Source organism: Paenibacillus sp. cl123 (assembly GCF_900101595.1).
GTDB lineage: Bacteria > Bacillota > Bacilli > Paenibacillales > NBRC-103111 > Paenibacillus_G.
In genome coordinates this window covers 1-24,533 of the sequence record NZ_FMYY01000010.1, presented here as the reverse complement: position 1 = coordinate 24,533, position 24,533 = coordinate 1, and the positions used below count along the sequence as shown (strand labels likewise).

The window sequence follows — 24,533 nt, the reverse complement described above, 5'->3', positions numbered from 1 at the left end:
CCTATGCTCCGCTGCGCTCCAGCACCCGCTCCCCGTCCGATACCGGCTTGCTGCTGGAGACGACGACTTTGTCGAGGGGCGACACGCCGTTCTCTATCGAGGTTTGCTGATCGTCCGCGTCGCCGGTCTGAACGGCCGCCCGCTGCAGCACATATTCGCTGCCGAGCGGTCCTTTCTTTTCCTTCAGAACAAGGACGAACGTCCCCTTCTCATCCTCCCGGATCGCCTCATTGGGCAGCACCGACCGGAAGGACGCCGTTTTCTTCGTGATGAGAAACTCTCCGGCTTCCCCCCCTGTCAGCCGTTCGTCCCGCAGCGTAAACGAAATCTCCTTCCTGGCCTGCCCAGGCTGGGCGGCCGTTCCGCCCGAGGAGGCCGGTGCGTCCCGGATATCGGAGATTTGCGCCTTGATCCGGGCGTTGTTCAAAGAAGCGAAAATCAGCTCCGTTTCGTCCCCTACCGCCACATACGAAGCTTTGGCGTCGTCGATCACCGCTTTGAGCAGCTGTCCCTTGGACCAGTCGGCGATCGTAACCGCCGCTTTCCCGCTTGAAACGGCCGCTCCCTTGACCGCATTCACCGCGGTCACTACCCCGGACACCGGCGAGGTCAGACGTGAAAACTCCTTCAGCTGGCGCTGCATCGCGGCGATTTGCCGCTCCAAAATCTGCATATCCAGCTTCGTGCTCTCGATATCGCGGGAGATGCTGCGCAGCTGCTTCTCGTCGCCGCCGCTGCGGACCGCATCCGCATAGCTTTCCTGCAGCTTCTGCAGACTCAGCTGCTTCTGCGCAAGCCGGGCCTGACTGTCTTTCGCCGCATCCTCGGCCTCTCTCGTTTTAAAGACGACCAGCTCCTGCCCCGCCTCGACCTTGTCGCCTGCTTTGACCTTCACCTCGCTAGCCGCCCAGTTGGTCTCGACGTACAAGTCGGCCGTTTCCGCCGGCTCCACCGTTCCCGCTCCGGTCACCTCATGGGACAACGTCCCGGCTCGCGGCTGCTCGACGGCCACTTGAGCGAGCGAAAGAGTAAGCAGTGTATTTGAAAAAAAGGTTAAAGCGACCATCATCAGCACGAATGCGAGAATAACCCGTCCGATTCCTTTCTTCCTGGCATGCTCCCTCTCTGCAGCAGCTATGGCTGCATCCATAAAGCTTTCCTCCCTTACCCTTTAAGTCCGGACAGCTGAATGCCCTCGACCAGATACTTCTCCGCATACAGCGCCACCAACAGAAGAGGCAGCATATAGATCGCGGAAGCGGCAAAGGCGATTCCGCGTTCCTCTTCGCCGATGACCGACAAGTAAACGGACAGCGGCTGTTTGACCGCATCCTTCAGGAAGATGAGCGGCTGCTCCACCATATTCCAGTTATCGATAAACACCAGAATCGCCAACGCCGCGATCCCTGCGCCGCTCATCGGCCATATAATTTTTGCGAAAATATACAGATGACTCGCTCCGTCCACCCGAGCCGCTTCGATATAGCTGCCGGGCACGAACATCATGAACTGCCGCAGCAGGAACACCCCGAATGCGCTGAATATGCCGGGAAAAATAATCGCCCCGTACGTATCCAGCAGACCCAGCTTATCCGCCACAATAAAGTTCGGCACGAGCGTCACTTGAAACGGCATCAGCATTGTCACGATGTAGGCGAAAAAAAGCGGCTCGCGAAAGCGGAAACGCAAATGGGCGAATGCATACGCAGCGAGCGAGGCCACGACAATCTGTCCGGCGATGATCGGCACCGTCATTTTTAAGGAATTCCAGAACATGAACAAAAACTGCGGCCTTCCGATCAGCACGGCGTACAGCTGCGAGAGGGTCGCGCGCTCCGGAATCCAGTGCAGGCTGACATAGTCGGGCTCCTCTGCCCCTTCGGCCTGGCTTGTTGCGTCAGTGCCGGAAATTGCCGCATAGTTCCGCGTAATCTCAGCTTCCGACATGAACGCATTGGTCAAGGTCACCGCCATGGGCCATAGAAAAATCACCGTCAACGCCGTCAGTACAGCAACTTTTAGGACTTGTCCGGCCTTCCTCCCCAGGCGTGCGGCCCGCGGCTTCGCCCGGATGGCGGGCCCGGCGTTTGGGATACGCTTGCTTGCTTCCATTCCAAATTCTCCTTTTAAGTGCGATGATATCCTTATCCCAGCGTTCTGCTGATGCGCCGCTCGACTAGAAAAAGAACCCAGACCAGCAGCACGATTACCAGCGCCATCAGAAAGGCCGCCGTCGTCAGCTTCTGATAATCGAGCGACTTGAACATATTGTTCATATAATGCTGAAGCAAATAGATGCTGGGATCCGGATAATCTCCGGCGATCAGGTACGTCTCCCGAAACACCTTGAACGAATTGATGATCGACATGATGAGAACGAAGAACCCGGTCGGGGTCAGGTACACGAGCGTGATCGATCTCCATTGCTTGAACTTGCCCGCGCCATCGATCGACGCCGCCTCGTAGTAGTCGGCCGGGATATTCTGAAGGCCGGCGAGAAACAGGATCATGTTGTAGCCGATGTTTTTCCATAAGTAGACGATGATGACCACATACAGCGCAGCGCCGCTTTCCATCCAATCCTTCGCTCCGATCCCCCATTGCGTCATCCATCCGTTCAGCACGCCGTGCAGGTCGAACATGGATTTCCACACAAGCACCACGGACGCCACCGGCACGACCAGCGGACACAGGAACGAAATCCGGAACGCTTGGCGAAACGGCAGCTTCCGGTTCAACAGCATGGCCAGTCCGAGCGACAGCAGCATATTGAGCGGAACGCTGATCGCGACGAACAGGAACGTATTGGAGGCTGCCCGAAGAAACACGGGATTCCGCAGCAGCTCGCGATAGTTATCAAGTCCCGCAAACGAGCCTTGGACCGGGCTGTCCACCAGCGAGAAATAAAAACCCATGCCAAACGGAATCAGGAAAAACAGTGAAAAGCCCGTCACACTCGGCAGCAGAAACATCAGCGCGATCGGCCATTCCTTGTAACGCAAACGTCTTCGCATCCGCACAAACCGGTTGCCTCCTTTCCTCTTCTCGCTTCCTCTGGACCCATTCTCGCATCTGAAAATTAGAAATCGATTAGAAGAATACAAAAAAAAGAAGCGGAGCTTGCAGTCCGCTTCTTCCGTCAATTATTCACTTCCTCAAGGGTGTGGCTTCGCTCCTAAAGATGCCTTTCGCCCGTATAGCTATAGGGTTATCTGCATTCGGCCGCCAGTTCAGCCAGCGCCTGCTTGGCATTCCCCGGATACACGCCGCCGTGGTAGCAGATCAGCGTCTCCACATCATACTTCGCCAGCTTCAAGATGGATTGGATCGCCTGCTCCATGTCGGGCGTGAACTGCTCGGGCGGCTTGCGCAGCTTGCCCTCGCTATACATGATGGCGTCGCCGGCGATCAGCGTTTTGCTTTGGCCCAGATACAGGCTGATATGGCCAGGGGTATGGCCCGGCGTATGAATGACCGTGAGGCCGCCGCCATAGGGAAGCACATCCTGGTCCTTCAATACCGTGCTCACGCGGCCGCCCGGCGTGTGGTTCAGCAGCAGATCAATCTGCCCGCGCAGCTCCTGCTGATCCTCGGGAAGGGAGTTCAGCTTCTCCTGCAGCAGTTCCTTTTTCAGCTTGATCAAAGGCTTAAGACCTTCGATATACGGTTTTTCCTCCTCATGCGCCATAACATCGACAGGATGCGCGGAAGCTTGCACCAGCCCCGGAAGCCCCCCGATATGGTCGATATCCTGATGGGTCAAAATAATCCGGTTCATGCGCACAAACGGGACGCCTACCTGCTCCATCGCATCCCGAATCGCCTCCAGATGAATCGGTTCCCCGGTATCGACGAGGATGGCCGTGCCTTCATCCCAGATCAGCGTCGGGTAAATGACGCCCTGGCTCCCATTAAAGCCTCTCGTCAGCTTGATCGCTTCGATACCTGCCGTTGTGTTCATTGTCCCCCCAAACCCCCTTCGGAGTCTGAGTCCACCTCCTTCTGTATGGGATGTCAACTGTAGCCTTTCTCTAAGGAAGGATCGGCTGGAAACCGCCGGAAATTTCCTGTTGTCCGTTATTCTCTTTATACCCTTCCGAACGCTTGAAATCAAATGCACTCCTGCGCCGATGGTTGTATTCGGCTTCCTGTTCGGCGGGCATGAAGCGGCTTCGTCCGGATTTGCGCAGCAGCGGTGCAAGCCGTCCTTGGCGCGCTCAATACGTAAAACGCATGACAAAAGACCGCGAAGCTCTGCGCTGCCGTTCAGCACAGACTTGCGGTCCTTTATAGACAACTATTCAGCATTCTTTCCGTAGCGGGGAGCTTCGGAACATGCACGGATAGGATCGGACAGTCCACGGCTTCCTCCGGGCCGTAGAGCTTGCCGAAATAATTCCTAGAGTGCCTTGCTCGTTTTATTCCCGCTCGCCGGCTCTACCAGCCTGTGCTTGTACCAGCGATCGCCCCGGTACCGCCACAGAAAGATCGTGCCGCGGACGCCCCATTCCAGCTGCATCGCGGCCCAGACGCCGAGCACGCCGTAGCCTAACGTGATGCCGAATACATACCCAAGCACAACCCGGACCAGCCACATGGTCAGCATCGAGGAGATGGAGGTGAAACGGGAATCCCCTGCCGCCCGCAGCGCAGCCGGTAGCAGAAAGCTGATCGACCACAGCACAACTTGGGCCGCCATATTGATCACCATTATAAGATACAGATCGTCCATAATTTCCGCCGGCGGGTTGAATAAACCGACCACAGGCTTGAAGAACGGAAGCAGCAGCAGCGCCGTCAACCCAAGGGCAGCCGAGTTCAACCACAGAAACGATTTTGTAAACTTGCGGGCATCCTGAATATTGCGGCTCCCCACGCATTGCCCGACTACCGTTATCAGTGCGGTGGACAAGGCCATGGCCGGGATTTGCAGCAGCATAGCAAGCACGGAGCTGATAGCGTTCGTCGCAATTGCATACGTGCCCAGACTGACGATGTAGATCTGCGTGATGATTTTCCCTCCGTTAAAGAACAACTGCTCGGCGGCAAACGGCAGGCCGATGAACATGATTTTCTTGAACATCGAGAAGTTCCAGGCCAATACGTCCTTAAGCTGAATGCGCAAACTGGCATCCATGCGCAGCAGGTAGTACAAGGCGCAAGCCGCCGCCAGGTACCGGGAAATATTGACGGCCACGCTCATCCCCAGCACGCCCATTTCCATAAAATGAACAAAAACTACGTTCAGCAGCACATAGGAAAGGTTCATGATCAGGGACAAGCCCAAGGTTACCCGGGTGCGGCCGATCCCTCTGAGCGCTCCGCTGATCGCTTCCTTGATCGCAATTCCGAGATAGGACAAGCCGCTGCCCACGAGGTATGTGCCTGCATAATTGAATACCTCCGGCTCGGCAGTTCCGAAGAGAAGCTTCAGAATCGGATGATAAAAAAGCAGGACGAACACACTGATCGCCAAGGCAGCCAGCGTGACGGCGCTGAGCGAGGAAGCCGCCGCCCTGGATACCATCTTCTCGTTCCCGCTGCCCTTGTACTGGGCCACCACCACGGTGCCCCCGGTCGCCAGAGCGACGAAGACGTTAACCAGGAACATGTTAAGCGAATCGACCATGCTGACCGCACTGATCGCCGCCACCCCCGACGAACTGATCATCGCGGTGTTCACCAAGCTTAACCCGACAAGAAAGGCCTGGTCGATAAGGATCGGGAGAAACAGAGAGATCACCTGCCGGTAATCGATCGATTCCCCCGAAAAGTATTTGTCCAGCCAAGCCTGCCATCGAGCTTTGTACCGAAGCGGTATCACTAGAGGTCACTTCCCATCTGAATAGTCCGAAGCTGCCCAGCTGCGGGAATAAGGATACGGCATCATAAAAATGTCTTACCCATCATAACACAAACAACAGCAGCCTAAGACATAAAAATGCTTAGACTGCCGCTGTACGGCTTGAAGCTTATCCGATTGCCGAACCTCCGGGTCCGGACTATTCCGCTTCGGCTACTTTCTCCCAGCAGCCGGATTGCGCGCTTTTGACAATGGCGTCGATAATCAGCATAATCCGGTAGCCTTCCTGGAAGGAGGCCACGGAGCCGGATAACGGCTTCCCTCCGCTGACCGCCTCGTAGAAATAAGCCATCATATTTTTCAGGCTGTCCGTCCAGCCTTCCTCATGTCCGCCGGGATAATGCAGGAACGGCAGCGCGTCCTTCTTCAGCAGACTGGGGTCGCGGGATATCGTCTCCCGCGGCTTGTCCCTGTGGCCTATGTTGAGCAGAAACGGCTCTTCCTGCTTCCACGTCCCGGAAGCTGTGGAGCCGTCGATGCAGATTTCCAGCGCGTTCTTGTTCCCGGCCGATACCTGCGAGACCGTAAGCGCCCCGCGGGCTCCATCGCTGAATTTCACCAGGACTGAGCAGTAATCCTCCGTATGTACGTCCACCAGCTTGGCTTGCCCCGCTTTCCCGTGGTCCTTATACCGCTGGGGAATGACAATCGAAGCATCCGCCATCACTTCCACAATCTTCTGTCCCGTTACATATTGAAGCAAATCGAACAGATGCGAGCCGATATCGCTTATCGCTCTTGTGGTCCCCCCATATTCCGGCTCCATCCGCCAGTTGTAATCGGTGTCGTAAAGCAGCCAGTCCTGCAAATAACTGCCCCGGACAATCCGCACCTTGCCCAGATCGCCGTCCTGGATCATGCACTTCAGCTGCTGGACCATGGGGAACTGCCGGTAATTAAAATTAATGCCCGCTACCAGCTGTTTGCCGGCGGCCAGCTCATACAGCTGTTTGGCTTCCTGACTGGTCAGCGTCAGCGGCTTCTCGGACAAAATATGCTTGCCATGCAGCAGCGCCTGTTTATTGATCTCGAAGTGTATGTGATTAGGCGTGCAATTATGAATAGCCTCGATCTCTTCGTCCTGCAATAATTCCATATAATTGCCGTATGCTTTGGGGATATTCAGCTCCCCCGCGAACTTCGCAGCCTTGTCGGGATCACTTTGGCCGATCGCGACAATATCCACATAGCCGAGTCTGCGCACTGCTTCGATATGCGCCCTCCCGATAAAACCCGCTCCGATCACAGCCGTTTTCACACGCCGCATGTCGAACCTCCTTTTCCAAATTCACACAATGCTTAGAATACTAATAACTATAATCGATTATCTTTTAACTTTCAATGTTAAAAGTATATTTTTTGATGTTATTTTAGAACTGAGTGATCATCTATATTAAAATGAAAAAAGCACCTCCAAGGTTGGCTAATGTCCAACGATTGGGGTGCCGTGTAGTATGTAGAAGCTCCGTCCGCATGAGTTCAAATCAGCGAAGCATAGATGTTTTCCGTATACTTGGTGATAGCGTCATCGTAATCCGGATACGGATAGGCGAGACTTTCTGCTACAGCCTTGGAGTATTTTCTAAATAACGCGTAACAAGCTAATAAAGACTGCCACATTTCCGGGTATCCATTCTGAGAATAGGTGGACAGTAAGGTTTCCCAATCTTCCGTCGGAAGGTAGTGATTTATAAATTTATAGTTTTTCCCCACACTAAAGGTGTATCCCCGCTCTGACCCAATGTGCCAAGCCATCATTCGCAACAAATTAGGTCTTGCGTTCTCGTTTAAATGGTCAATGGCAAAAAGTATTTCTTTTCTCGCCAAACCTTTTACCACATAGGTAGAAACCATCCAAAATTCATTGCAGCAATCATCAAATTCTCGGGCCGTTGGCTTTTTCACCCAATATTGACGATCGTCCGCGATCACTTCCTGTTTGATTCGAGCATCCTTATCGAGCAACACCTCAACCAAACCGTCGCTTTTGGTAAAATAATCTTCTGTTTCCTCAATTGGAATAAGGGTCAGATCCACTTTACTCCCATCTTCAAACAGGATTAAATAGGAAAACCAGCTCCCTAGCTCCGCCGGAAAAAGCTCCATATCCTCGGGTTTTTGCATCATCAGACGCTTTCCAAACGTATCAAGCCATCGATCATTTTCCTTGAAAGAATCGAGGTCGGTTACAAAATATGAAATGTCATAATCCTGGAAGGCATCAGGAGGAATATGTTTATTTGTTCGTGATCCTTCCAATGTCACCAAGCGGATTCTATCTTCATTTTTAGCAAAATCCATCAGGAGAGTCATCATTTCTTGTTCACTTCTCACGATTACGATATCCCCCACTCCGCTCCATTACTCTAAAAAAACAAATCGATCCTATCATTGGTCGCTTCCTTGATCATCTCATCGATCGTCATAAAGGCGCCGCCGACAAGACCGGCTGCCCGGCCCAGCACGGACGGATTGATCTTCAAATTGCGGGTTGCCAAGGGCAGCGACCGCTGGTATACGCTTTGTCTGATTGCAGCCAGGAACACATCTCCGAACTCGGAGATTCGGCCTCCGACCGCAATCAAGGACGGATTGGAAAAGTTGACCAGCGAGGCGACTACGCGCCCGATAGCGGCTCCGCTTTCCCGGACGAGCTCCAGACAATCGGGATCAAGCCGCAGCAGCCCCGCTTCGATATGCCGGAAAGTATAACTTTCCTCCTCCGGCGTCTTGCCCGGGAAGCCGTCAGTCCCTTTGCTGAGCGCCAGTTCCCTGCCTTTGGCAATAATCGCCTTGCCGCCAGCCGTAGCCTCCAGACAACCGCGGTTGCCGCACCAGCACAACACATCGCTGCCGGTATCGAAATGGCCGATATCGCCCGCTCCGCCATTTGCCCCCCGGTACAGCTTGCCGTCATAGATGATCCCCGAGCCGATCCCGGTTCCCACCTTGATATAGATGAGGCTGTCCACCTCAAAATGCAAGCCCTTCGCATATTCGCCGAGCGCCATCACATTGACGTCATTGTCTACGAAGCAAGGGCAAGCGAACCGGCCGGCCCAAAACTCCTTGACCGGATAACCGTCCCAGCCCGGCATAAGCGGCGGAGAGATCGGCCGGCCGGAGTGAAATTCGACGGGGCCGGGAACCCCAAGTCCGATCCCTTTGATCTGATCGGCTTCTATCTCATGCTGCGTCAGCAGCGTTTGGATTTGCTCATATATAGAGGTCAGAACGCGGTCCGGGCCCAAGCCGATGTCTACAGGTTGCGAGCTCCACTCGACGATCCGGCAGTTAAAATCGGTCAGCGCCACTTGGGCATAAGTCGTGCCCAGCACGATCGAAATAATATAGCCGTAGCCGCTGTTCAGCGCATATTGCTTCGGCTTTCTTCCGCCGCTCGACGATCCGATGCTGGAAAAGGCAATCAACCCTTCCCGCATCAATCGTTCAACATGGTCCGACACAGCGGACAAAGAAACGCCGAGCCGATCGGCAATGTCCGCTTTGGATAGCGGAGCATCGGCTCGGCGGATAAGCTGCAGCACTTGGGCAGTCAAGGAAAGCACAATGGGTCACCTCCGAAGTATGGTCCTCTATCCGCTTGACCGAAGAGGTGCGCATTGTGAGTGTACCGGAATTGCGCCCGGCTCGTCAATATAGTCCCTCCCTGACAGGAACAGCGATGAATGGCCGTCACACGGGGATACTGAACGTATACCGCCGCTTTACGCTTGCCTATAGGGGACAGTTCTCCATGAGCATCGGGAGTAATGCCGCCGACGGCCGGGGAACTGTTGTGGAAATCCATTTGCCGTACGAAGCTGAAGATTGTCTCAGGAGGGGCGAGTAGACCTGTTCCGGGGAGCAGGCAGATACTGTGGCTGATATTGGCGTTTATTTTGAAACCGGAGACGAAATTGTCAGTGCTTTTAGCATCGGCGGCGAAGAGAGCTGTTTTAGGAAATCTTTTGATATTGTAACATTAGGTAATTTTCAACTTGAGAACTTCAGGCTTGATGTTGGAGCCCTGCACGAGAACCTTGATAAGAAGCATAACTTATGCATCTCCCTTTGCGTCGCCCTAGTTTACTGTAATATCAGTTCACTGTCCCAATCTGACATATTATCAGAACCTTAAGACGAAATAAAGCCATCCGCTATCCCAACAGCAAAAAGGCTGTCCCTCCGTCATTATAACTTCGGGACAACCTGAACGCCTATTACCATTTCCTATTGCCCGGCAGCGGGCAATGCTTCTCGGCCAGCTTGGCCCTGACCCGAACGATGCAGCCGCAGTGGGCGCAGGTCGTCCCGTATTGGAGCGACGGACAATGGGCGCACTGCTGCAGCCGGTCTTGATACACAGCCTCGCTGACGCAGGCAAACTCCTTCATCGCCATCACCTCCAGCATTCGCCGGATCTGCTTCTCGGACACGTTCACATCGGCGCTGCAACCCTTGCAGGAGCCGGGGTCGTCTACTAGCCGTTCGACCATAAACGGCCCCTGCCTTACCCTTCAACAGCGAGCACGACGACAGACATCGGCGGCAGCGAAACGTTCAGCATGCCATCTTCCACCGTGAACTGCTGGAAGGCTTCCGGCTTGATCCGCTCAGGCTGATCGAACGTGTTATGTCCGTCAATTTGCCCGGCCGTCAGGATAGTGCCGCGAATCGGGCCACCTAGCGTCCCGGCCCCGCGAAGCTGAACGGCTGCGTCGGCTGCCGCTTCATGGCTCAAGTTGCACAAGCTGATGTGTATTGTGCCAGCCGCAGACTTCGAAGCGGATGCGCTCACCTGCGGAATCACCTGGCCGTCCATCTCATATGGCGCCGACTCGGTCTGAATCTGCAGCGCTGCCGCGTCCTGGTGAACCTTAAACATTTCGAACACATGATAGGTCGGCGTCAGAAGCATCTTCTCGCCCTCGGTTAAAATCATCGCCTGCAGCACATTGACCGTTTGTGCGATGTTCGCCATCCGAACCCTGTCGCAATGCTTGTGGAAGATGTTCAGCGTCAGCCCCGCCACAAGCGCGTCGCGTATCGTATTTTGCTGGTACAGGAAGCCCGGATTCGTGCCCGGCTCCACATTGTACCAGGTGCCCCACTCATCGACGATCAGGCCGACGCGTTTGGCCGGGTCATATTTATCCATGATCGTGGAGTGCCTGGCGACCAGCTCGTCCATGAAGAGCGCATTTTTCAGCGTAACGAACCATTCGTCCGCCGGGAACCCGACAGCTTCCCCTTTATCTGCCCAGGTTTTCGGAACCGTATAGTAATGCAGGCTCAGCCCGTGCATCTGGTTCGCCGCCCGCTCCATCAGCACCTCCGTCCAGTTGTAATCCGCGGAGTTGGCGCCGCAGGCGATCTTGTACAGCTTATTGTCCCCGTAATTGCGCACATAGGTCTGGAAACGGCGGTACAGATCTGCGTAGTATTCAGGACGCATGTTGCCGCCGCAGCCCCAGTTCTCATTGCCGACGCCGAAGTACGCGACCTTCCACGGCTGCTCTCTGCCGTTCGCCCGGCGCAGATCGGCCATCGGAGACTCCCCGTCGAATGTCATGTATTCGACCCATTCCTGCATCTCCTGCACCGTGCCGCTGCCGACATTGCCATTGATGTAAGGCTCTGCACCCAGCATCTCGCACAGCATCAGAAATTCATGGGTGCCGAAGTGGTTGTTCTCCACAACGCCGCCCCAGTGCGTATTGACCATACGCTTGCGCTCCGAACGGGGACCGATGCCGTCCTTCCAATGGTATTCATCGGCAAAGCAGCCTCCCGGCCAGCGCAGGTTAGGGATATTCAGCTTTTTCAGCGCTTCCAGCACATCGCTTCGCACCCCCCTCGTATGGGGGATCGGGGAATCCTCGCCTACCCAGATGCCTTCGTAGATGCAGCGCCCGAGATGTTCGGCGAAATGCCCGTAAATATGCTTGTTGATCACGCCCGTCTGAATATCGGTATTGACGATAATGCTGCTTTTCATCGTTCATCGTCCTTTTCTTTTGAATGGAATCGCATCATCCAAAGTATACGTTCAGGCTGCGGCGCTATCAATAAACTATAGCAGGGAAAAACTGACCTATTGTGCTTTTTTGTCGGAAGATACGCGCATTCGGGATGAAGGCTTGGGCAATTAACGCCATTCGGCTAATTGGCTTATAATTAGACTGCAGGAATGATCCGGCATGCGGGCCCGCCTTCGCTTATCCCCCCCTTATCCATTCCCTTTCTTCGATATCTCCAGTTCCCATCCGGTCTTCCACTCGACAGCTGTATCCATCAATTCCTTGGTCGCACTTCACCTAAGCAGCAACGGGAAAATCGACTACATGCGTCGGCTGACGGACAAGCGTCGGACTTTTGTACGAAAAGTCGTACACATGTGTCCGACTGGCGATCATACGCAGGGGTTTTGTACGAAATTCCGCACATTTGCGCCCAACTGGCGCTCAAGCGCTGGCGTTTTGTACGAAAATTCGCATAAACTCAACCGACCGGACATCATACGCATGGGTTTTGTACGAAAAACCAGCTTCGAATTAGTCCCCTCCGCCAAGAAGCCCTGTGCAGCAAGAAAAAACCTGACCGCCCCGGCCAGGTTTCCTCTGCAAACTCCCCCGATTTCATGGGTTGTTGGATCTCCCTCTTCATCCCGATATCGCTTTATCGACTGGCGTGAAGCCGCCGGACCATGCTTTACGGGCAGTCCACTCGGCCTCTCCTTGCCAAAATGCGGCATCCGGGGAAAGCCCCAGTGCCAGAAATACCGTCGTGCACAAGTATAAGCTTCCCGTCGAAATGTACGTTTCGCCGACCTCGGGTTGGCTGCCGGCAAAGCCGATCCGCAGCCAGCCTTCGTCGTCGAACGTGCCCGGCATCTCGATCTGCCGCTTGATAACCGCCGTCAGCGCGCAGCGAACTTGAGCCGGCTCGACCTCCTCCGGGAGCTGCTCTCTTAACGCCATCAAGGACAAATGCTGGAACGCGCCAAAACGGTAGGCCAGCGACCGGCCGATCGGCGGAAAGGTTCCTTCCGGCGAAATCATCCGCTCCTGAACAGCCGCATGACGGACGGCCCGCTTCAGCACTTTGCCCCGAAGCTCTCTCCACTCGCCGAATTGATCGCCGACCGCATCCAATACTTCAACCAGCATCGGTTGGATGACGAAGCTGTTGTAATAATCCCAATGAAAAGCCGGGCCGTCGCCGTAAGCTCCGTCGCCCGCATACCACTGCTCATGCTGCCGGAGCGCGTAATCGACGCGCATGCGGTCCCACTCTCCGCCTATCCGGAACAGCAAAGCCTCTATCATGGCGCTGAACAGCAGCCAGTTGCTGAAGCCGGGACGGATGACCCTAGTGGCGAGCAAAGCGTCAGCCAAATTCGCCTGAACGCGCGGCTCGAGCCGCTCATACAGCTCATTCGGAGCCCGGAGCACGGCATTCGCGAGGAAAGCCGCGTCTACCAGCGGCTGGCTGCCCTTGCTGAAGTTCATATAATCCGGCGAAGCCGGGTCCGTCGCCGCATCGATCGCCTGCCTTGCCAGCTCAGCCATCCGGGCGCGGATTTCCCCCTCCGGGCCTTTACGCGGGCCGCTCTCCAGCCACGGGGCCATGCCCGCCAGCGTACGCCCAAGAGCCTCCAGATGCGTACAGTCGGACCGGTCATCCGTCTTCGCCTCGACAGGCATGGCAGCGCGAAGCCGCCTCTCCGCTAACGCCTGCAGAACAGGCTGCGCAATTCTAACTAACGTATCGACCCAATACTTTCGGTCTGCGGTCATATGTCTCATTCCCTCCGGCGCTTATCATTTGGTTGATCCTTTGCATGCCATGCCCTATAATAGTCAAAAATTAACCTATCGGACTTGTGGGGAGTGTTCTTATGCTGGAGCTGCATTCTTGCGGATATCATTTCGTTCATCCCGATGGACTCCTGATTAACCGGCCGGCCGGCTCGGGAGATTACGCTTTTGTTTTCTTTAAGAGCAACGCCATGGTGCGGCTGCAAGACAGCGATGTTCCCGTCGCTAAAAATTCGTTCATTCTGTTTCGCCCGAAAACTCCCCATGGCTACAGGGACGTCGAAGCCCCGTTTATCAATGACTGGTTTCATTGCGAGGGAGACGATGTGCAAGAATTGCTTCAGACCTTGAACTTCCCCATGGACAAGCCTGTTAAAGCTTCCGATCCGCAGCTTATCTCCAGATGCATCATGGAGCTGCAGAGCGCCTTCCGTTCGGGCGGACCGCTTCGCAACCGGATTATCGACTGCGACTTGCGTTCCTTCTTCATGAAGCTGAGCGATGTGCAGGGACGTACCGCTCATCCCGAGAAACTGAACCGGCATTACGTTCAGTTCTCCGAGCTGCGCAACGAGCTGTACAGCTCTCCTCATACCTATGTTTCCATACCTGAGCTCGCCTCGCATTTCAATATGAGCAAGTCGCATTTCCAGCATATTTACAAAGACTTGTTCGGATGCTCAGTGATGTCGGACATCATTAACGCCAGACTGGATTACGCGAAATATTTGCTGGACCACAGCGGATTAGCTGTAGCCGAAATTGCCAAGCTGTGCGGCTATGAGAACGACACTCATTTTATGCGCCAGTTCAAAAAATTCGTCGGCGTCTCGCCCCGGAAATATAAATTCAGAAACGAAGCTTAAATCCCGTTCTTCGATTATAACGACGTTCGTTTAATTTGGGTAGTTCTTGCGGACAATAGATGGAAAATAGACTGCCGAGGCTGCTCGGCAGTCTATTTGATGTTTAATGGCGCTGCTGCTCGGCCCTCCTAATCAACCTTTAGCCGCACAGCTATGGCCGTTCAAAGCGCGCGCCGCGACGACGGCTTCCATTTCTCCGCAGCCGCAGGAAACTGAAGACTTGTAGAGGCTGCTTGTTCATCCCCTAATAGCCCGGCTCCCTATTGCTACTTGGCCAGCTCGCCGAACCGGCTGTACACGGCCAAGGCCGGATCGATCGGCACATCCGCTCGCGCCACATCGGGCGGGATGATCACCGTCGGAGTGGGGCGGACCGCACGGCCGGCAAATTGCGGCAGCCACTCGCGCTGGGCCTCCAGCATTTCGCTGACCATCTCGCGAATCTCCCTCAAGGTCAGCACGGCGGATGTTAACGGGTCGAGCGATACAGCCTGTACGAGCAAGTCGGGATCGCCTGTCCGGGCGGCCAGCACAGCCAGTCGCTGAACATTGATATTCGTCATGTTCAGGGCGGCGCATTGCGGCGGCAGCTCGCCGACAAGCACGCGATGCAGACCCGTTCGGTCCGCATAGATCGGCCCTTCGGCGCAGCAGTCTGCGGGCAGATTGGCGATCATGCCGTCATTGCGGACATTTCCGTTGAACTTGAACGGCTTGCCCGTCTCCAAAGCTTCTATAATATAAGCGCAATATTCTACGCTGCGGGCCGGCAGGGCGGTAGGTTCGCCTTCCAGCACGTTTTTCTCCCTGTACTTCTCGGCCACATACTTGCCCCATTCGTAAGCGGCCCCGGATTCCCCGCCGAAAGCAGGCTCGTCGCAGTACAAGCTGAGCGCATCCCGGTTCTTGCGGAACCAAGGGACGTATTCGGACAGATGGCCGGTCGACTCCGTCATGAAATAATTGTAATGACGGAACACTTCCCCGCGGACCTTCTCATTTACGTAAAACTCCGGCTGCTCGAACCGTTCCCGCAGAATCGGATACAGATCCCTGCCTTGATGCTCCAGCTTGGTGAACCAGCCCATATGGTTGATGCCGGCGCACACAAAGTCAATATCCGCCTTCGGCACGCCCGCATAGCCGGCAATCAGGTCCAGGGTTGTCTGCACGCCGTGACATAGGCCGACAAACTTGATGCCGGTCCCGCCCAGCGCCCAGCCGATCATCGCCATCGGGTTGACGTAGTTGAGCAGCGTCGCGTCCGGACACAGCTCTTCCATATCCCGTGCGATCTCGAGCATCACCGGAATGCTGCGCAGCGCGCGGAAAATGCCGCCCGGCCCGATGGTATCGCCGATACATTGATCAACGCCGTATCTCAGCGGAATTTTGTAATCCAGCTCGAAGGCGCTCATGCCGCCGATCTGGAACGTGCAGATGACGTAGGAGGCTCCCTTCAGCGCTTCGCGGCGGTCCGTCGTCACGATGACTCTCGATTTCAAGCCATTCGCGCGAATGACCTCGTTCGCATAAGCTTCGACCTGCGAGGTTCTCCCCGTCGAAGGAGCCATCAGGACAAACTCCGTCTCTTGCAGCGCCTCCGTCGCCATCATGTCGAGTATAAGCGTCTTGCAGAACACGATGCTTCCGGCGCCGATAATGGCGATTCTTCTCATTCCATTCCCTCCAGTGAGCTTGTTGCTCCTATGACACGCACATCCTTTTCATATGGACTCTTCTTATTTCTTTGTCCAACGAAATTTCCCTGCCTGCACCTTCACCAATTTCCCAGGCATACCCCCGCATACGCATGCCTCCGGAAGGCCGGCTTCGCATGCTGCCCAAAAAGACCGGTGAACAACACGCGGCATGCGGCCGAACGGGGTTTCCACTCGCAGTTTCTACTCCATATCGGCTCTGCGCCGAACGGGGTTTCCACTCGCTGTTTCAACCCCCATCGGCTCTCTGGCCATTTGTTCACCGGACTTCGAGGCCGTGATCCATTAATTTTTGTACTGAATACGCTCCTTCGGAGCTTTCAGCGGAATAATCAGCTGATTCTGAACGCTTCCGTCTTTGGCACTGTGAACGAACAGGATTAACATCATGTTGGGCTGTGAAGCTTTTTCGTAGCTGACGTCAAAGCTGAATCGGCCCCATCCGGGAGCGCCCTCCTTGGCCGTCTCATGGCCTTCGGCCAAAATATGGTGTCCGTCCTCCAGCGTCCAGCTAAAAGCGGCTTCAAATACGCGAGCCTCCCCTTCAACCTTGAACCCTGGGCCGGCTTCTGTCCCGGGTTCGGGGGAAAATACACGAAAAGCATCGTTCTCCGCCACAGGAGCCGGGACGACTTGACCGGATCGGGCGTCAATCCGGATATCGACTGGCCGATCCACGGCCTCGTGCGAAACAAGAACAACGCTCCAATATGCCTTCTCCTTATCAAGCGCGGCGCTTTTGACGGCCAAAGCGCCGGTTGTCTGCCCGGAACGCGATTGCAGGGCAATCTTCAGAGCGTCCGCTTGGCTTATCATTCCCTCCGGCGCTTTCTCGGATGGAGCCTTCAGGATCATTTTCGCCGCAACCGCCTGTGCAGGATAGGACTCCGCTACTGTCCCCGTGTGCCATGCTTCTACTTGTGTACCAGCCGGCACGTTCTCAGGTTTTACAGGCTCACCGCTGTCATCCTGCAGCACCGTCTGCTCGTTTACCGTAAACGAGATAGCTTCGATAAAGGGACCGCCGTCCTTCTCCATATAGGCTGTGACCAGCCAGCTGTTTCCTTCCTTTTGGATGACGTAGCCCTTGTCAATCGCCTTGACTGCCGTCGTTTTCTGCTCGGACGGTTGACCCTTCGTCTTGTCCCCGGGCCGGCTTCCTTGATTGCAAGAGACCATTAACGCCGCCAAGCAAAACAAAACGAAAATAAGCAACCCTTTTTGTTTGCTCATGTTTCTCAACTCCTCTATAAGGCAGACGTAACATGATCTTAAAAGGTTTCAAGCCAGCCGCCCTTCCATTCACCGAGCGTTCGCATCAACATGCACATTCCATTGGCGCATGCCGTCAATCAGCGGTAAGATCGCAATGAACGCTGACCTGCAATGGCTGTCCCACGCTACTCCCTCATTTGGACTGCCAGTGGGAACATTTTGTGCGGTTTTCCGCACAAAACCCATATTCCATCCTCCACCCGGTAGCATTTTGTGCGGTTTTCCGCACAAAACCCATATTCCCTCCGCCTGCCGGGGGCATTTTGTGCGGTTTTCCGCACAAAACCCATATTCCATCCGCCTGCCGGGGGCATTTTGTGCGGTTTTCCGCACAAACCGTCTATGGTGTAGATAGTTTTACGCAATTTGCGGGAGCGATCCTGCAAAATCTCTCTTGGCGATTGTTGGTTATAACGGGCTTTTGTATGCGTAACGTCCACGATGATGGACGTGCTGCTCTTTAAAATGCCATGCGCAGTAATTAGCTCAACCGTTTTGCCGATAAGTAAATCCAGCAGGTCCAGGTTTTTAACCGCAACTTGCGGAACTTCGTCAAAGAACTCGGGTTGATAACGGCTTCATCCGGCCCATTTGAAGGAAATATTTAAAAGACATGTCGTACCGGGAGCGCTCGACCAGATCCACGTCCGAAACCTCGAAGGTCGCTTTCAGCAATAGATATTTAAACATTCGCAAGGGGGCGATGGCTTTGCGGCCGTTATCTAAACAGTAGTTGACTTTCAATTCGTCGTAGACGAAGGAGAAGTCGACTAGTTCATTAATCTATTATCTTTCGGCACGATGAGGTCGTATAGCGCTGTGTATGGACTAAGTGCAAATGAGAGTTGAGGCTGAAACAGGGTCTCACGCTTCCGATGTATTACTTAAAGTATACAAGAAAAAGGCACGGCGCCCTCAAAATATTAAGCGTCTGTGCCTTTTCATTTTATGGACTTTTTCAGTGGCCCCCATAACGAGGCGCTCCTTTTTTTCACAATACTTATTTCTTAAGCTCTACAGGAATGTTATCGTAATGCATGGATGTCTTTTTTTAGATAATAATGAGTGTGACTTCCAGCATTTTGTATCGTACCAAAAATTTCATAGCCTTGTTCCTTGTAAAAATCCACCGCTTGGAAGCTCAAAGTATCTAGCTTTATAAAATCACATTTTTTATCTTTTGCAATTTGTTCCGCTTCCAAGAGAAGTTTCTTCCCATATCCTAACTTTCGATAGGCGTCATCTACAAAGAGAATCTGTACCTCTAACCAATTCCAGCATATTTCACCCACTAGCCCACCATAAACATTCCCATTGGCATCTTTCAAATACAGGTTTACGATTTGAAACCTGTCCTTCAAATCGTCGGGGAAATGCCTAAAATTATATTCAATCATTTTGGTAAGGATATATGACTTGGCGGGATCATTAGTCTCATTAGATACATGCAATTCCATATACGTACAACTCCTGTTCAATTCGAGGTATAGTTTAGTATGAGTACATCATAAACAACCAATTTGGTTTTATAGAGAGCTTTTTTAGTCCAGCTAAACTGCTATTCTCCGCATCCTCTCATCTGACACATCTATGATTAAATTTCATAAATTAGGGCATGAAAACGCAAGGCGCAGCTATACACGCAAAGGCGATGGCGCTGCCAGCTAATCGGCAGCGCCTTTTTATTTATGGCATAACATATTGGGTTCATCTCGAGTTTCAACACGTTCGGCCCGTCATGGCCGTCAGGATAATAGTGATTGGTGTACAAATTTGACCCTGAACAAACGTCATCTGGTTGCAACAGGAAAAATGGCTTTCGGCAACCATTATCTTGGAGCACTTTAAGCTGCCAATTCGGATGCGCTGTGCTTAAAATTTTGGCGATGAGCACTACATCAACGCTATAACGCTACGATCATAGACAGCCACGGTCGCGCACAGCTGATCGAGTTTTTTGTCTCTGCCGCCATGTCTCATGAAATTAGATCTATAGCGTAGAATAGTAGAGAAGATTAAGGCCGTTATACACAATATGCACCACGACCCCGGGCCAGATCGAATCCGTCTTACGGAACAGTATGCCCGTCAGGATGCCGACCATGAATGCGTCGAACAGGATGACGTTGAATCCATGAACGACGCCGAAGATCGCAGCGCTGCCGACCACGCCGACCCATGCTCCGTAACGGTTCAGCGCATTGGCAATAACGCCACGGAATACAAACTCCTCGCCGAGCGGCGTGAGGATGGCGCCAGTGATAATCAGAACGAAGAGTGAGAGCGCGCCACCTCTCGCCGCCGTCTGGAAGTCCGCTTGGTTGTTCGGCTCGGTGATGAAGTGAAAATACACCCCCTCTATAACGAAGCATCCGCCGAACGCAACAACACCGAGAGCGGCTCCCACAAGCAGCCATTTCCGTTCGGTCGCCCGGAAACCGAAAGCGCGCAGATTGCGAACTCGCAGGGCACAGGCTGCGAGCAAGGCGGCGAGGCCAACGAGACCATTGACTACACCCCCGATGTTAATTCGCAAGATGGCTTGCTCGTCAGGGATTTGCGTCATCCAAATAGCGAGCATAACAATGCCGATCAGATAGAGACCCAGTGCAGTTACGATCTCTGGCCAGCCAGGTCGGGCTTGGGGCATAGTGGAGGTGGAATGGCTAATTACCTCCATGAGTTCCTTTTCAGTCTCAGACAATTTTTTAACATTTTTCACGGGTGTACACCTCTTTGCATCGTTATGCGCTGAAGCAGACCATCGTATCACCTATACGCTAGCTGCGGCGGATGAAGTCAAGCAACAAGCCTTCACAGAAGTAACTTTTCCTACTTTGAAAAAAGGTTAATGAACGAGAAAATCGCTCACTTGCTCTTCAAAGACGAGCCGATGATCCTCGATTACCAAACGCTTCAACATACGTTCTCAAAGGCAAGCAACGTGTCATCCAGACACTGGGCAAACATCGTGGTGTTAAACGATCACAGCCGTCCCGCTTACGGCGACCATCAGCATGCCATCGCGAATGACTTCATAATCAATGTCGACTCCGACAATCGTATTAGCTCCCATCCCAGAAGCTTTCTGAGTCATCTCAGCAAATGCCGTATCTCTCGCTTCCTGAAGCTTGCCTTCGTAAGCGCCCGAGCGCCCCCCTACGAGGTCGGTAATCGAAGCCTTAAAGTCTCTGAATACGTTGGCTCCTATAATGACTTCACCGGTGGCAATGCCCAGATACTGCCTTATCGGGGAACCTTCAATAGTTGATGTAGTGGTTATAATCATATATTATCCTCCTCAATTGGCCTGGCTATATGGTAATACTTTTGTTGCTGTTTTCCGCTTCAGGCCCCAACCGGCCTTTTTGGGGCTGAGCTCCTAATGGAGGCTGCAAGCTTGGTTCAGCATTCACTTACCGGTATCCTCAATGACCTCGGCTCAACATGTCCAGGAGTGTTCATCCCGTACATTCTGGAAAGCGCCCCATTAGAATAAAACGATAACCTCCGAAACGTGTTTGTCCACAGGCAGCTTGACCCCGGTAGACTTGCTATTGACCGCTGGCTGGTTCGACGAAGCCACGGCGGTGACTAGGGATGATCTTCTCATAAACCAGTCCTTTGTATGTTCGAATTGTTTTCTCACTCCTATCCTACCAGCCCCAATGAAACAGAACCTAAACGGATTGACAAACATCAGCTTAATTTCGCTCCCGCCGTTTAGGTTCCGTTAAGGTGATTATGCTACTATGGTAAATGGGTGAAAACAATGACAAGTCCAGCCGATTTTAAAATCGCAATCGTCGACGACGAACCTTCGATTGTCACGATGCTGCAAATGGTGCTTCGCAGGGAAGGGTTTCATCAGCTGCACGCAGCTTCTACCTGTGCAGAAGCTCTCGATTTAGCGAAGCGTGAAGCTCCCGATATCATCCTGCTCGACATTATGCTCCCCGACGGCAACGGCCTGGAGCTCTGCTCCAAGCTCCGCAAATACGGAAATCCGCATATTTTGTTTCTGACGGCCAAGGCTTCCGATCTCGATGTCCTGCGAGGCTTCGCTATGGGCGGGGACGATTATATCACGAAGCCCTTCAATCCTCTGGAGGTGGCCGCAAGAATTCAGGCACGCATACGCCGGCTGGAGCCAGAAGCCTCAACGGCCAATCCGGCGAAACGGACCGATCCGGGGATTTACCGGTTTGGCCGCTTCACCGTCAACGAGGCGGAGGGCGAACTAATCGTGGAGGGACAGCCAGTTCCTTGCCCCGCGCAGGTGTTCCAGCTGCTGCTGCACTTCTGTAAGTTTCCCGGCATCGTATTTTCCAAAACACAGCTCTACGACAAGGTTTGGGGGATCAACGGACAGGGCGATGATTCGACGGTAATGGTGCATATCCGTCGCATACGGGAGCGGATTGAGATCGATCCCGGCAATCCGAAGCTGCTGCTTACCGTACGCGGGCTTGGCTACAAGCTGGTGAAGGAGGAGCCTCAGGAGCGATGAAGATCCAGCAGCGCATGGCCTTCCACTTTACGTATCAATTGATTTTTTATGCCCTGCTTATGGTGGCTATTACTCTGCTTGCCTGCGTCTTGTTTTTCCAGAACATGACGAGTAATGAGATACGCCGGAACTTTCCGGTTGGCGTCCTGCAACAGATCGCTCAAGAAGCACATTACAAGGACGGGACGATTCAGATCACCTCCGAATGGGACAAGCTCATCGAGGAAAAAGGCATGTGGCTGCAGGTTGTCAGTGCCGAAGGCGAAGTGATCTACGCCGTCAATACACCTCCCCATCCTACGCTGCCGGCCTCCTACTCCATCGCCCAACTGCTCGATATCCAAGAGACACGGACGTTTGGAACGTATGCCGTACACACTCAGCTTAATTTTGCTTTCCAAGACCCGCTTCTGTATATGCTGGGCTATCCTAGTCCTGACCTTGACCAGCTCGTAGCCTGGTTTGATGCCTACGGGCAGCATGGAATCGTGCGGAGCGAAGCGGTTTCCCACTTGGACCGGCGGCTGCGCGAAACCGGCAGCTATCTGCAGGTGATCGACCCCGAGAGCCAAATCGTACAAGGCATCGGCGATAGAGCATACGTGCAGAAGGCGTATCGACAGCTGGATATCCTGGCCATCCAGCAATCGCCCAGCAACTATGATACGAATATTGTCACCCATCGGGACAAGCTGAGCGGCATGACGTGGATTCTCTATACCCCCCATGCAGCGGGAGCCCCTCCGAAGCATCCTGTAATGGAAAAGGCAACACGTGGACTCGTCTGGATTACAGTTCTGATCCTGCTCTTGGCGCTGCCGATCTCCATCTGGCATGGCTACCGCTACGGTCAGCCGCTGATTCTGTTCGCAGGCTGGTTTGAACGTATGGGCCGGGGACAGTACGACCAAGTACTGACCGCCAAGGACATGCGCAAGGTATTCCGCCGCAACGGCATGATGCGAATCCGCTACAGGCTCTATAAGGAAGTGATTCAATCCTTCTATCAGATGGCCCATCAATTGGCGCAAACCGAGAAGGAGCGCGAGAGGCTGGAGAAGGCGCAAGCGGAGTGGATGTCGGGAATTTCACACGATCTGCGCACGCCCCTGGCCACAATTCAAGGCTATGGGTATATGCTGGAGAGCTTGCCTGAACAATGGAGTCATGAGGAGATGCGAATCATGGGATCGACGATTCGGGAAAAGGGGGAATATATGCTTGAGCTGATTTCCGACTTTGCCATGATTCATCAGCTCAAGCAGGGAGATTCGATCATGGAGCTTCGGAAGATGGATTTGGATGAGCTGGTTCGCTGCTCCGTACTGAAGTACGTCAACGATGTCACAATGTCCGGGTATCAGTTTCTCTACATTGGGAATGAGCGTCCCCTAATGACAAAGGCAGATGAGACCTGGCTGCGGAGGCTGATGGACAACCTGCTGTCTAACGCCGTAAAGCATAACCCACCGGGCGTGGTCGTCACCGTCTCTGTCGGCATGATGAACGACAAGGCATACATCCGAGTAATTGATAATGGCAAAGGGATGGACGAGGAAACACTGAATCATTTGTTTAATCGCTACTACCGGGGAACGAATACTGAAGAATCGACGGATGGCTCCGGACTCGGAATGAGCATCGCCAAAACCATCGTGGAAGCACATGGCGGCGAAATCCATGTGCAGTCCAAAGTGTGGCAAGGCACAAAAATTGAGATCATATTGCCCTGCTGAGATGACGGAATTCCCCCCTTTTACGCCGGTGAAATGGTGACATCAGGACCAATGACCATGATGGAGTGAGCGAAAGCAACGTCTGCTCGGTGTCGGCCCTTTCGGACGGCGATACGTCGATACTGAGCTCTCAGGTAATTGTCGGATATCAGCATACGGAGGGGCGACTTCAATAAATGCCGGCCGGAGATATTTGTTGCCTTTGCGAGTTTTCGCGGTTTTTCGTTTTCCGGCACTTTCGTTCTGCCCTGGCACGAAACCCGCCAATGAACGTATGATGAGCGGGACGACGCATTCGGATGCCACTTGGACCGACAGTATGAAGCGGACATTCGCCACGTTTACTCCGCCTTCCAAAGGCAAAACTCCAAATAACTAAGAAAAACCTAGCCTGCGGCTAGGTCCTTGTCTGAACCCATACTTTCGAGCATGGGGAGGGAATTGGATATGGGCCTCCAACCGCTGTTAAAGTCGTGTTCTTTGAATGTATGAAGTGGTATGAACACGACTTTAAAGGCGGCCGCTATCGCTTTTCCACCCCATATCCATTCCCTTTCTTCTACTTTGTGCTTTCTTCTACTTTGTGCTTTCTTCTACTTCTCTAGAGCCGATCCTCTCTTCAATCCGGTACTCGTATCCATGAACTCCCTTGTAATATTCCGGGTACATTTCCCCCTCACATGCTTCGCATGAAAACTGCGGCGGCACTTCTGGATCTCCATCGTCCATCATGTCAAAA

The 24,533-nt window shown here is 53.6% G+C and carries 21 protein-coding genes and 1 pseudogene; 4 read left to right on the top strand and 18 right to left on the bottom strand.

Annotated elements, in window-relative coordinates; all coding sequences use genetic code 11:
- Position 1: 1 nt before the first annotated feature.
- The 8 genes from BLR08_RS17035 to BLR08_RS16995 form a co-directional block, all read right to left on the bottom strand.
- The gene (locus tag BLR08_RS17035; protein WP_072333323.1) at positions 2–1,150 is read right to left on the bottom strand and encodes an efflux RND transporter periplasmic adaptor subunit; all 1,149 of its coding nucleotides are present in this window, start codon (positions 1,148–1,150) and stop codon (positions 2–4) included.
- Positions 1,151–1,164: 14 nt separating this feature from the next.
- Complete coding sequence (locus tag BLR08_RS17030; RefSeq protein ID WP_083537343.1) at positions 1,165–2,112, bottom strand: carbohydrate ABC transporter permease; 948 nt, start codon at positions 2,110–2,112, stop codon at positions 1,165–1,167.
- Positions 2,113–2,144: 32 nt separating this feature from the next.
- Positions 2,145–3,014 carry a carbohydrate ABC transporter permease gene (locus BLR08_RS17025; RefSeq protein WP_072333420.1) on the bottom strand — a complete coding sequence of 290 codons (870 nt, stop codon included), beginning with the start codon at positions 3,012–3,014 and terminating at the stop codon, positions 2,145–2,147.
- Positions 3,015–3,208: 194 nt separating this feature from the next.
- Positions 3,209–3,961 carry an MBL fold metallo-hydrolase gene (locus BLR08_RS17020; RefSeq protein ID WP_072333326.1) on the bottom strand — a complete coding sequence of 251 codons (753 nt, stop codon included), beginning with the start codon at positions 3,959–3,961 and terminating at the stop codon, positions 3,209–3,211.
- A 438-nt stretch (positions 3,962–4,399) separates the two neighbouring features.
- Positions 4,400–5,824 (bottom strand): MATE family efflux transporter, encoded by a 1,425-nt coding sequence (locus tag BLR08_RS17010; RefSeq protein WP_256257711.1) that lies wholly within the window; start codon positions 5,822–5,824, stop codon positions 4,400–4,402.
- A gap of 178 nt (positions 5,825–6,002) precedes the next feature.
- Complete coding sequence (locus BLR08_RS17005) at positions 6,003–7,130, bottom strand: Gfo/Idh/MocA family protein (RefSeq protein WP_072333332.1); 1,128 nt, start codon at positions 7,128–7,130, stop codon at positions 6,003–6,005.
- 212 nt (positions 7,131–7,342) lie between these two features.
- Positions 7,343–8,197 carry an aminoglycoside 6-adenylyltransferase gene (ant(6), locus tag BLR08_RS17000; RefSeq protein ID WP_072333427.1) on the bottom strand — a complete coding sequence of 285 codons (855 nt, stop codon included), beginning with the start codon at positions 8,195–8,197 and terminating at the stop codon, positions 7,343–7,345.
- Between the two features lie 32 nt (positions 8,198–8,229).
- Complete coding sequence (locus BLR08_RS16995; protein ID WP_083537344.1) at positions 8,230–9,432, bottom strand: ROK family transcriptional regulator; 1,203 nt, start codon at positions 9,430–9,432, stop codon at positions 8,230–8,232.
- Between the two features lie 311 nt (positions 9,433–9,743).
- On the opposite strand from BLR08_RS16995, the gene BLR08_RS16990 reads away from it, so the two are divergent.
- Positions 9,744–10,004 carry a hypothetical protein gene (locus BLR08_RS16990; RefSeq protein ID WP_072333337.1) on the top strand — a complete coding sequence of 87 codons (261 nt, stop codon included), beginning with the start codon at positions 9,744–9,746 and terminating at the stop codon, positions 10,002–10,004.
- 82 nt (positions 10,005–10,086) lie between these two features.
- Here the strand turns inward: BLR08_RS16990 and BLR08_RS16985 are convergent, their stop codons facing one another.
- From BLR08_RS16985 to BLR08_RS16975, 3 genes are all read right to left on the bottom strand, one after another.
- Positions 10,087–10,362 (bottom strand): DUF6171 family protein, encoded by a 276-nt coding sequence (locus BLR08_RS16985; protein WP_072333340.1) that lies wholly within the window; start codon positions 10,360–10,362, stop codon positions 10,087–10,089.
- A gap of 14 nt (positions 10,363–10,376) precedes the next feature.
- Entirely contained in the window at positions 10,377–11,864 is a 1,488-nt protein-coding gene (locus tag BLR08_RS16980) for an alpha-N-arabinofuranosidase (protein ID WP_072333343.1), read from the bottom strand.
- A 664-nt stretch (positions 11,865–12,528) separates the two neighbouring features.
- Positions 12,529–13,665, bottom strand: coding sequence for a DUF2264 domain-containing protein (locus BLR08_RS16975; RefSeq protein WP_072333346.1), 1,137 nt, complete (start codon positions 13,663–13,665; stop codon positions 12,529–12,531).
- Between the two features lie 101 nt (positions 13,666–13,766).
- Here BLR08_RS16975 and BLR08_RS16970 point away from each other — a divergent pair, with 101 nt between their 5' ends.
- Complete coding sequence (locus tag BLR08_RS16970; RefSeq protein WP_072333349.1) at positions 13,767–14,552, top strand: AraC family transcriptional regulator; 786 nt, start codon at positions 13,767–13,769, stop codon at positions 14,550–14,552.
- Positions 14,553–14,818: 266 nt separating this feature from the next.
- Here BLR08_RS16970 and melA read toward each other — a convergent pair whose 3' ends face one another.
- The 6 genes and pseudogenes from melA to BLR08_RS16940 all read right to left on the bottom strand — a co-directional run bounded on the left by melA (position 14,819) and on the right by BLR08_RS16940 (position 20,837).
- Positions 14,819–16,231 carry an alpha-galactosidase gene (melA, locus tag BLR08_RS16965; RefSeq protein WP_072333352.1) on the bottom strand — a complete coding sequence of 471 codons (1,413 nt, stop codon included), beginning with the start codon at positions 16,229–16,231 and terminating at the stop codon, positions 14,819–14,821.
- Between the two features lie 327 nt (positions 16,232–16,558).
- The gene (locus tag BLR08_RS16960) at positions 16,559–17,506 is read right to left on the bottom strand and encodes a Gmad2 immunoglobulin-like domain-containing protein (RefSeq protein WP_072333354.1); all 948 of its coding nucleotides are present in this window, start codon (positions 17,504–17,506) and stop codon (positions 16,559–16,561) included.
- A gap of 380 nt (positions 17,507–17,886) precedes the next feature.
- A pseudogene (locus BLR08_RS16955) lies at positions 17,887–18,408 on the bottom strand (transposase); the annotation flags it as partial.
- A gap of 165 nt (positions 18,409–18,573) precedes the next feature.
- Positions 18,574–19,005, bottom strand: a complete 432-nt coding sequence (locus tag BLR08_RS16950) for a GNAT family N-acetyltransferase (protein WP_072333357.1) — start codon at positions 19,003–19,005, stop codon at positions 18,574–18,576.
- A 533-nt stretch (positions 19,006–19,538) separates the two neighbouring features.
- A complete protein-coding gene (locus BLR08_RS16945) occupies positions 19,539–20,270 on the bottom strand; it encodes a CPBP family intramembrane glutamic endopeptidase (RefSeq protein WP_256257712.1) in 732 nt (243 codons plus the stop codon).
- 255 nt (positions 20,271–20,525) lie between these two features.
- The gene (locus BLR08_RS16940) at positions 20,526–20,837 is read right to left on the bottom strand and encodes a YbjQ family protein (protein ID WP_038585821.1); all 312 of its coding nucleotides are present in this window, start codon (positions 20,835–20,837) and stop codon (positions 20,526–20,528) included.
- Positions 20,838–21,320: 483 nt separating this feature from the next.
- Between BLR08_RS16940 and BLR08_RS16930 the strand changes: the two genes are divergently transcribed.
- Positions 21,321–22,058, top strand: coding sequence for a response regulator transcription factor (locus BLR08_RS16930; protein ID WP_072333363.1), 738 nt, complete (start codon positions 21,321–21,323; stop codon positions 22,056–22,058).
- Positions 22,055–23,794 (top strand): HAMP domain-containing sensor histidine kinase, encoded by a 1,740-nt coding sequence (locus tag BLR08_RS16925; protein ID WP_072333366.1) that lies wholly within the window; start codon positions 22,055–22,057, stop codon positions 23,792–23,794. Before BLR08_RS16930 ends, BLR08_RS16925 begins: the two co-directional genes overlap by 4 nt.
- 42 nt (positions 23,795–23,836) lie before the next feature.
- On the opposite strand, the gene BLR08_RS16920 is transcribed toward BLR08_RS16925, so the two are convergent.
- Positions 23,837–24,049 (bottom strand): IS110 family transposase, encoded by a 213-nt coding sequence (locus BLR08_RS16920; RefSeq protein WP_256257713.1) that lies wholly within the window; start codon positions 24,047–24,049, stop codon positions 23,837–23,839.
- Positions 24,050–24,533 lie beyond the last annotated feature (484 nt).

Bases quoted from the DNA above. Each gene is read 5' to 3' on its own strand.
- BLR08_RS17035 (WP_072333323.1), bottom strand. From the start codon at position 1,150: ATGGATGCAGCCATAGCTGCTGCAGAGAGGGAGCATGCCAGGAAGAAA.
- BLR08_RS17030 (WP_083537343.1), bottom strand. From the start codon at position 2,112: ATGGAAGCAAGCAAGCGTATCCCAAACGCCGGGCCCGCCATCCGGGCG.
- BLR08_RS17025 (WP_072333420.1), bottom strand. From the start codon at position 3,014: ATGCGAAGACGTTTGCGTTACAAGGAATGGCCGATCGCGCTGATGTTT.
- BLR08_RS17020 (WP_072333326.1), bottom strand. From the start codon at position 3,961: ATGAACACAACGGCAGGTATCGAAGCGATCAAGCTGACGAGAGGCTTT.
- BLR08_RS17005 (WP_072333332.1), bottom strand. From the start codon at position 7,130: ATGCGGCGTGTGAAAACGGCTGTGATCGGAGCGGGTTTTATCGGGAGG.
- BLR08_RS16985 (WP_072333340.1), bottom strand. From the start codon at position 10,362: ATGGTCGAACGGCTAGTAGACGACCCCGGCTCCTGCAAGGGTTGCAGC.
- BLR08_RS16980 (WP_072333343.1), bottom strand. From the start codon at position 11,864: ATGAAAAGCAGCATTATCGTCAATACCGATATTCAGACGGGCGTGATC.
- BLR08_RS16975 (WP_072333346.1), bottom strand. From the start codon at position 13,665: ATGACCGCAGACCGAAAGTATTGGGTCGATACGTTAGTTAGAATTGCG.
- BLR08_RS16970 (WP_072333349.1), top strand. From the start codon at position 13,767: ATGCTGGAGCTGCATTCTTGCGGATATCATTTCGTTCATCCCGATGGA.
- melA (WP_072333352.1), bottom strand. From the start codon at position 16,231: ATGAGAAGAATCGCCATTATCGGCGCCGGAAGCATCGTGTTCTGCAAG.
- BLR08_RS16960 (WP_072333354.1), bottom strand. From the start codon at position 17,506: ATGAGCAAACAAAAAGGGTTGCTTATTTTCGTTTTGTTTTGCTTGGCG.
- BLR08_RS16950 (WP_072333357.1), bottom strand. From the start codon at position 19,005: ATGGAATTGCATGTATCTAATGAGACTAATGATCCCGCCAAGTCATAT.
- BLR08_RS16940 (WP_038585821.1), bottom strand. From the start codon at position 20,837: ATGATTATAACCACTACATCAACTATTGAAGGTTCCCCGATAAGGCAG.
- BLR08_RS16930 (WP_072333363.1), top strand. From the start codon at position 21,321: ATGACAAGTCCAGCCGATTTTAAAATCGCAATCGTCGACGACGAACCT.
- BLR08_RS16925 (WP_072333366.1), top strand. From the start codon at position 22,055: ATGAAGATCCAGCAGCGCATGGCCTTCCACTTTACGTATCAATTGATT.